At 72.5% G+C, this 8096-nt stretch carries 8 protein-coding genes and 1 pseudogene; 5 read left to right on the top strand and 4 right to left on the bottom strand.

Annotated features, from left to right (window positions below; translation table 11 throughout):
* Positions 1-1503, top strand: a 1503-nt coding sequence (locus HET64_RS33390) for an amidohydrolase family protein (RefSeq protein WP_215110924.1), incomplete at its 5' end; no start/stop codon positions are given.
* 7 nt (positions 1504-1510) lie between these two features.
* On the opposite strand, the gene HET64_RS33385 is transcribed toward HET64_RS33390, so the two are convergent.
* Entirely contained in the window at positions 1511-2359 is an 849-nt protein-coding gene (locus HET64_RS33385) for a siderophore-interacting protein (RefSeq protein WP_215110922.1), read from the bottom strand.
* An 85-nt stretch (positions 2360-2444) separates the two neighbouring features.
* Between HET64_RS33385 and HET64_RS33380 the strand changes: the two genes are divergently transcribed.
* Positions 2445-3272 (top strand): TetR/AcrR family transcriptional regulator, encoded by an 828-nt coding sequence (locus HET64_RS33380; RefSeq protein WP_215110920.1) that lies wholly within the window; start codon positions 2445-2447, stop codon positions 3270-3272.
* A gap of 45 nt (positions 3273-3317) precedes the next feature.
* Here HET64_RS33380 and HET64_RS33375 read toward each other — a convergent pair whose 3' ends face one another.
* The 3 genes from HET64_RS33375 to HET64_RS33365 form a co-directional block, all read right to left on the bottom strand.
* Complete coding sequence (locus HET64_RS33375; RefSeq protein WP_215110918.1) at positions 3318-4178, bottom strand: serine protease; 861 nt, start codon at positions 4176-4178, stop codon at positions 3318-3320.
* Positions 4179-4313: 135 nt separating this feature from the next.
* Positions 4314-4781, bottom strand: coding sequence for a helix-turn-helix domain-containing protein (locus HET64_RS33370; protein ID WP_215110916.1), 468 nt, complete (start codon positions 4779-4781; stop codon positions 4314-4316).
* Positions 4782-4920: 139 nt separating this feature from the next.
* Entirely contained in the window at positions 4921-5259 is a 339-nt protein-coding gene (locus HET64_RS33365) for a hypothetical protein (RefSeq protein ID WP_215110915.1), read from the bottom strand.
* A gap of 180 nt (positions 5260-5439) precedes the next feature.
* On the opposite strand from HET64_RS33365, the gene HET64_RS33360 reads away from it, so the two are divergent.
* The 3 genes and pseudogenes from HET64_RS33360 to HET64_RS33350 all read left to right on the top strand — a co-directional run.
* A complete protein-coding gene (locus tag HET64_RS33360; protein ID WP_215110913.1) occupies positions 5440-6252 on the top strand; it encodes an arylamine N-acetyltransferase in 813 nt (270 codons plus the stop codon).
* Positions 6253-6576: 324 nt separating this feature from the next.
* The gene (locus tag HET64_RS33355; RefSeq protein WP_215110912.1) at positions 6577-7788 is read left to right on the top strand and encodes a pyridoxal phosphate-dependent aminotransferase; all 1212 of its coding nucleotides are present in this window, start codon (positions 6577-6579) and stop codon (positions 7786-7788) included.
* 81 nt (positions 7789-7869) lie between these two features.
* Positions 7870-8096, top strand: a pseudogene (locus tag HET64_RS33350) (hypothetical protein); the annotation flags it as partial.

The raw sequence follows: 8096 nt of genomic DNA, 5'->3' as shown, positions 1-8096 counted from the left end.
ACCGCCACCCGGACCGTGGACGCGGACGGCCTCGCGCTCGCCCCCGGCTTCATCGACATGCACGCCCACAGCGACCTGGCGCTGCTGCGCGACCCCGATCACAGCGCGAAGGCGGCGCAGGGCGTCACCCTGGAGGTGCTGGGCCAGGACGGGCTGTCGTACGCCCCGGCCGACGACCGCACCCTCGCCGAGGTCCGGCGCTCCATCACCGGGTGGAACGGCGACGGGAGCGACATCGACTTCGACTGGCGCACCGTGGGCGGCTATCTGGACCGCCTCGACCGGAACTTCGGCGGCCGGGGCATCGCGGTCAACGCCGCCTATCTCATCCCGCAGGGCACGGTGCGGATGTACGCGGTGGGCTGGGACGACCGGCCCGCCACGGCGGACGAGCTGGCCCGGATGAAGGAGCTGGTGGACCAGGGCATGCGGGAGGGCGCGGTCGGTATGTCGTCCGGGCTGACCTACACGCCCGGGATGTACGCGGACGACGCCGAACTCACCGAACTGTGCCGGGTGGTGGCCCGCCACGGCGGCTACTACTGCCCGCACCACCGCAGTTACGGGGCCGGTGCGCTGGAGGCGTACGAGGAGATGGTGCAGCTCACCCGGAACGCCGGGTGCGCGCTTCATCTCGCGCACGCCACGATGAACTTCGGCGTGAACAAGGGCAGGGCGCCGGATCTCCTCGCCCTGCTCGACGGGGCGCTCGCCGCCGGGGCCGACATCTCGCTCGACACCTACCCGTACACCCCGGGCTGCACCACGCTGGTGGCCATGCTGCCGAGTTGGGTGAGCGAGGGCGGGCCGGACGCGATCCTCACCCGGCTCGCGGACGCGGAGAGCGCGGAGCGGATCCGGCACCACCTGGAGGTGCTGGGCTCGGACGGCTGCCACGGTGTGCCGATCGAGTGGGACACCATCGAGATCTCCGGCGTCGGCGCACCGCACCTGGCCGGGTACGTGGGCCGCACGGTGGCGGAGTCGGCGGCGCTGCGGGGCGAGGAGCCGTGGGTGACCGCCCGGCGGCTGCTCACCGAGGACCGGCTCGGGACGACGATCCTCCAGCACGTGGGCCACGAGGAGAACGTCCAGCAGATCATGCGGCACCCGGTGCACACCGGGGGCAGCGACGGCATCCTCCAGGGCGACAAGCCGCACCCCCGGGCGTACGGCACGTTCCCGCAGTATCTCGGCCGGTACGTCCGGGAGCTGGGCATCCTGTCGCTGGAGGAGTGCGTCGCCCATCTGACCTCGCGCCCGGCCGCCCGGTTGCGGCTCACGGACCGGGGGCTGGTGCGCGAGGGGTACCGCGCGGACCTGGTGCTGTTCGACCCGGAGGCGGTGGCCGCGGGCTCCACGTTCGAGGAGCCGCGCGCGCTCCCGGTCGGCATCCCGCATGTGCTGATCGACGGCCGCTTCGTCATCGAGGACGGCAGGCGGACCTCGGTGCTGGCGGGCCGGGCGGTCCGCGGAGCGGGTGCCGGGGCCGGGGCAGCCTGAAGGCTCCCTACCGGCCGTCCGCCGCGCGTTCCGCCGCCCAGGCGAGGTCCTCCTCGGTGGGGGCGTCGTCCTGGGTGAGCGCGCGGCGCCAGTAGCCGCTGAACTCGACGGCGGCCCTGGGCAGTCGGCGCTCCTCCACCAGATGGCGGCGGAGCGCCCGGACGGCGGAGGCCTCACCGGCCACCCAGGCCGCGTCCACCCCGTCGAGCCCCGGTCCGGCCTCCCGCACCGCCGCCGCCAGCGAGCCGCCCCGGTCCCGGTGCACCCACCGGACCTCGGACCCGCCGGCGGCGGACGGCAGCTCCCGCTCCTCCCCCGCGTCCGCCACCTCGGCGAAGACCACGGCCCCCGCTCCGGCGGGCAGCGCCTCCAGCACCGTGGCGATCGCGGGGAGCGCCGTCTCGTCCCCGGCGAGGAGCATCCGCCGGGCGGCGGGCAGCGGGCGGGCGTAGAGGGAGGACGGGCCGACCATGCCGAGGACGTCACCGGCCCGGGCCGCCGCACCCCACCGGGACGCGGGGCCGCCCTCGCCGTGGAGCACGAAGTCCACGGTCATCACGTTGCGTTCGCGGCCGTAGGAGCGGACGGTGAAACTGCGCATCCAGGGCCGCTCCGCCTCCGGGATCGCGAGGAACGACTCGTACCAGCGCATGCCGTACGGGTCATCCGCGTGCTGTTCCGGCAGCCGGGGCACGGTCTGCCCGGCGCGCGGCAGGCAGAGCTTCAGCTGCTGGTCGGGGCGGTCCTCCAGCAGGCCGGGCAGCTCGTCGGCGGTGAAGCCGATCCTGGCCGTCCGGGGAGTGATCCGCTCGACGTCCGTGACCCGCACACAGGTGACCGGCAGTGCCTGGCCCATGATGCCCGACCTCTCTCCCACACTGATAACTTACGGCGTAATGAATTACCCGCCGGACGTTACTTTACGCCGTAAGGAGTCGCAAGTGGTGGTCTTCGCCGGGCAGGGCGACCCGCGTCGTTCCCTCTCCCTCCTGTGGCGCGCGGACACCCCGCCCCCCACGCGCGGCGGCCCGGGGCCCAAGCCCCGGTTGAGCGTCGACGCGATCGTGACGGCAGCCGTGGCGCTCGCGGACGAGGAGGGGATGGGGGCCCTGTCGATGCGCGCGGTCGGCGACCGGCTCGGGCGCACGGCGATGGCGCTCTACACCTACGTCCCCGGCAAGAGCGAGCTGCTGGACCTGATGTACGACGCCGTCCACGCCGAACTCCCCGCCGCCCGGCCGGAGCCGGCGGACTGGCGGGCGGCGCTCACCGCCTGGGCCGGGGAGATCCTGGAGTTCTACGTCCGGCACCCCTGGGTGCTCCAGGTCTCACAGGCGCGTCCGGTGCTGGGGCCCCACGAGTACGCGGGCCTCGACACGCTGGTCGTCCTGTTGCGGGCGACCGGTCTCGACGCGGGGTCGCTGCGCCGGCTGGTGGGGACCCTGTACCCGTACCTACGGGGGTCGGCGCAGGTGGTGGCCGACGCACGGCTGGCCGCGGCGGCGACCGGCAGTTCCGACGAGGAGTGGTGGGCGGCGCGCTCGGCGGCCCTGATGGAGCTGGTCCCGGACTTCGCGGAGCGCTTCCCCGCCGTGAGCCGGCTGGAGGCGGACGGGCCGGTGGAGCCGTACCCGGGTACGGGAGAGGGCGCGGAGAGGGGCTGCGAGGTCATGCCGTATCCGGAGCGGGAGGCCCGGGAGGCGTTCCGGGTGGGGCTCGGGGTGCTGCTGGACGGGATCGAGGCGGCGCGCGCCCGGCGGGCCCGATAGGGGGCGGGCCCGCCCGGCGCGCGCCGGAATCACCGTGGGCTACCGCTACGGCTTGGGCAGCGCGCAGCCCTCACGGGTGAGGTCGATCGTGCTGCCGGCCCCGATGCACGGGACCATGTTGTACGTCTGCTGGGCGTAGTTGATGCCCTCGCGGACGGTCACCTCGCCGTTCTCGTCGACCTCGCACGGGTTGTTGTCCGTGCACTCCTGGCCGCTCTCGTTACCGGTGTTGTTGACGGCGACCACCTTGCCGGTGGCGTCGTCGATCACCGGCGAGCCGGACGTACCGCCGATGGTCTGGCACTCCGGGGTGTAGCGGACCGAGTCCTTCCAGGTCCACCGGCCCTCCTTGAGCTGGTGGACGAAGCCGTCGACGTCGCAGCTGTAGGTGCGCTTCCAGTAGCCGGAGGCGACCGTGATGGCGGTGCCCGCCGTCGGGTGGGCGGTCTCCAGCTCCAGCGCCCGGATGCCGTAGCTGTCCTCGATCTGCTGGTAGGTGCTGGTGAGTTCGTAGAGCGAGAGATCGGTGTCGGTCATGGTGCCGTACGCGATCTTGCTCGCCTTCAGGGTGCCGACACCGCTGCCCGAGGCGTTGAGCAGGGTGAACGTCCGGGAGGACGGCTGGTCGACCACGACCTCGCCGGGGCCCGGGAAGCCGGACTCCATGCAGTGCCCGTTGGAGAGCACGAGGGCGGGGTCGGTGGGGGCGGCGTCGGGCGAACGGACGACGGAGCCCGAGCAGTTGCTGAGCGCGACGGTCCCGGCGAAGGTCACGGCCTTCGCGGCGGGGCCGGCCTTGGGCGCGGCTTCCTGTGTCCGCGGCGCGGGTGCGGCTGCGGCGACGGGCGCGGCACCCGCTCCCAGGAGCAGGGCAGCGAGAAGCGCACCGACGAGAGGCTTGTTCATGTGGGGGGTCCCCTCCAGTGATGCCAAGGGCCGGAGATCTTCCGGCTTTTGACATGCGCATGTTGGCGCAGATGTCAGGTCATCACAAGGGGTCCCCTCACAAGGGGCCGGTTCCGGCCTCGGGCACGGCTGCCGCTATCCCAGCCCCATCACGGCCTCGGGAGCGGCCCCGCAACAGACCCCGGCGCCGGCTCCGGCATCGACCGCGACACCGACTCCCGCGTCGACTCCGGCCTCCTCGGCACCGTGACAGCCGTCGGCCCCGGCCTCCTCCACACCGCGGCAGATGTGGTCGCGCCCCCACTGCCCCAGCGGTTCCAGCGCGGCGTTCAGCGAGAGGCCCAGGGGGGTGAGTGAATACTCCACGCGCGGCGGCACTTCGGCGTACACCTCGCGGTGCACGATGCCGTCGTCCTCCAACTCCTTGAGATGGGAGCTGAGCACCTTCTCGGTCACCCCGGTCACGGCCCGGCGCAGTTCACCGAAGCGGCAGGTCCGCTCGTTCAACGCCCACAGGATGAGCACCTTCCACTTGCCGCCGATCACGTCCATCGCCGCGTCGATCCCGCAGACGAAAGCCCCCGGCCTCCGTACGATCCGCATCGTCCGCCTCCCCTGCCTGGTCGCTGACCGCCGGCCGCGAGGTAACCACCCACTGCAAAGTGGGCACTTGTTGCCCCCGGCGCCTTCGACCAGCCTAAGCGGCGGGTCCGACAACCCTGCCGCTTCCGCCCCGCCCGCCTCAGACTTCTGTCGCCTCCGCCGCCTCCGCCTCCTTGGCGTACGTCACCGCCTGGAGCAGCGTCAGACCGGGCTCGGCCCGGCGCAGGATCTTGATGGCCTCCACGGAGTCCGCAGGCCCCTCGTGTCCGGCGGCGGTGAGCCGCTGCCGCACCCACCGGCCGCGCAGCTCCGCGTCCGGGCGCGCGGCGGCGCCCTCGGCCAGGGCGAGGGCGCGCTCCAGGCCGGGGCGCTCGGAGCCCGTGGCGGTCTCCAGCGCACGCCGGAGCCCGGCGACGACATCGGGGGCGTCCCGGAGGACGAGTACGGCAAGGGGCTGGGGCTTCCGGAACATGCTCATATGACCACCGCTACCCGGCCCGGTCGGGTTCTCACCCGAGTTGAGCAAGATCTGAGCGAGCCGCACCTCCCGCCACCTGCGCGGACCCGGGGTCTCGGTCCCGGGACCGAGACCGTCCGGGCGCGCACTTCGGTCCGTGGTCGGAGGCGCGCCCGCGCCCCGGCTGCGTACGGTCGGCGTATGACTCTTGACCTCGACGCGTACTTCGCCCGCATCGGCTGGACCGGAAAGCCCCGCCCCACGCTGGAGGTTTTGCGGTCCCTGCACCGCGCCCACCTGATCGGCATCCCGTTCGAGAACCTGGAGGCCGTCCTCGGCTCCGCCCCGTCGCTGGCACTCGACGACCTGGAGGCGAAGCTCGTGCACGGCGGGCGCGGCGGGTACTGCTACGAGCACAACACCCTCTTCTCCGCCGCGCTGAGGCAGATCGGCTTCTCCGTGACGCCGCTGACGGCCCGGGTGGTGCTGGGCGCCGCGCCGGGCGACATCCGGCCCCGTACGCACATGCTCATGCGGGTGGACGTGGCGGGCGAGCCGCACCCGTATCTGGCGGACGTCGGATTCGGGGCGGCCGGGGCCCTGCTGGAGCCGATCGAGCTGGTGGAGGGCGCCGAGCTGTCCGACGTACCGCGCCGCCACCGGCTGGTCCACGCGCCGCACCACGGTCCGCTGCCGCTGTGGGAGCTCCAGGCCGACCAGGGCGGGTCGTGGGAGCCGCAGTACGACTTCACCCTGGACCCGTACGAGAAGCCGGACTACGAAGTGATCAACTGGTTCATCGCGACGCACCCGCGCTCACCGTTCCGGCAGGCCGTGTACGCGCAGCGCACCCGGATCGGCTTCCACCTCGCGCTGTCGGGGCTCGACCTGGTGGAGACGGCCGACGACGGCACGATCCAGGAGCGGCGGCTGAAGGACGGCGACGAGGCGCTGCGCGTCCTGGCGGACGACTTCGGCATCCGCCTCCCGGAGGGCGTCCGGCTGCCGGAGTGACGCTCCCCGGCGGCCGGAACGGGCGCGCCGGTACGCGTCGGCCGTGGTGACGGCCGGGACGACAGGCGCCGGAACGGGCGCGCCGGCCCGGACGGGCTCGGCGCGGGGCTCCGGTACGGGCCCCCGCGTGGCGCATCTCACCCGGTCCGGCCGCCCACGCCCCGTTTCCAAGCCGCGACGCCGCCCCGACCGGGCGATCCCACGGTCCGGGGCGGCGGCGGGCATGGCGATGGAAGACGGGGCGGGGCGGGGCGGCGCCCCGGAGGGAGTACGCCGGGAGCAATCCCCGCGCACCTCGCGAAACGCCGCCGTAAGCTCGCGGACATGCAGGTCATCCAGTCCACGAAGCTCTCCAACGTCTGTTACGAGATCCGGGGTCCCGTGCTGGAGGAGGCGATGCGGCTGGAAGCGGCCGGTCAGCGCATCCTCAAGCTGAACACGGGCAACCCCGCCGCGTTCGGGTTCGAGTGCCCGCCGGAGATCCTTGAGGACATCCTGCGGAACGTCGCGGGCGCGCACGGTTACGGCGACGCGAAGGGCCTGCTGTCCGCGCGCCGAGCGGTGATGCAGCACTACCAGACCAAGGGCATCGACCTCGACGTCGAGGACATCTACCTGGGCAACGGCGTCTCCGAGCTGATCCAGATGTCGATGCAGGCTCTGCTGGACGACGGCGACGAGGTGCTCGTACCGGCTCCCGACTATCCGCTGTGGACCGCGTCGGTCTCGCTGGCGGGCGGGACGGCCGTGCACTACCGGTGCGACGAGCAGGCCGACTGGATGCCGGACCTCGCGGACATCGAGCGGAAGATCACCGACCGCACCAAGGCCCTGGTGATCATCAACCCGAACAACCCGACCGGTGCGGTGTACGACGACGAGATGCTGCGCGGCCTCACCGAGATCGCCCGGCGGCACAACCTGATCGTCTGTTCCGACGAGATCTACGACCGGATCCTCTACGACGGCGCGACCCACACCCCGACGGCGGCACTGGCCCCGGATCTCCTGGTGCTGACCTTCAACGGGCTCTCCAAGAACTACCGGGTGGCCGGCTACCGCTCCGGCTGGATGGCCGTCTGCGGACCGAAGGCGCACGCCATCTCGTACATCGAGGGGCTGACGATCCTCGCCAACATGCGGCTCTGCGCCAACATGCCCTCGCAGCACGCGGTGGCCACCGCGCTCGGCGGCCGGCAGTCGATCCAGGACCTGGTGCTGCCGGGCGGCCGGATCCTGGAGCAGCGGGACGTGGCGTACGACCTGCTGACCTCGATCCCCGGGGTGACCTGTGTGAAGCCGAAGGGGGCGCTGTATCTCTTCCCCCGGCTCGACCCCAAGGTCTACAAGATCAAGGACGACCGGCAGATGGTGCTGGACCTGCTGCGGGCCGAGAGGATCATGGTCGTGCAGGGCACCGGCTTCAACTGGCCCGAGCCCGATCACTTCCGGATCGTCACGCTGCCGACGGTCGAGGACCTGACCGACGCGGTGACCCGGATCGGCACCTTCCTGGACGGTTACGGACAGCCTTAGGGCCATCACCCTTCCAGACCGCGCACAACTTTAGACTCATTCCAATGTAGGATGGTTCCACGCATCATCGGGAGGCCATCCATGTACGAGCCGATCCGCAGCCCCTCGGTCCACACCCCGGCCGACGAGGCGGACTTTCCGCACCGCAGCCGCGAGGAGGAGCTGGACATCCAGCTCGCCGGGCACCTGGCCGCCCTCCTCGCGGTCACCGACGAGCTGGGCCTGACCCCGGCGGGCGACCGGATCGCCGAGCAGGTGGCCCGGCTGCGCGGCGCCCCGCCCGCCCGGCACGCCGGCCTGTCCGCCGC

The sequence above is a fragment of the Streptomyces sp. McG3 genome (genome assembly GCF_018619185.1).
In the GTDB taxonomy this organism is placed as follows: domain Bacteria; phylum Actinomycetota; class Actinomycetes; order Streptomycetales; family Streptomycetaceae; genus Streptomyces.
The sequence above is the reverse complement of the archived record's forward strand: the minus strand, read 5'-3'. Positions and strand labels throughout refer to the sequence as shown.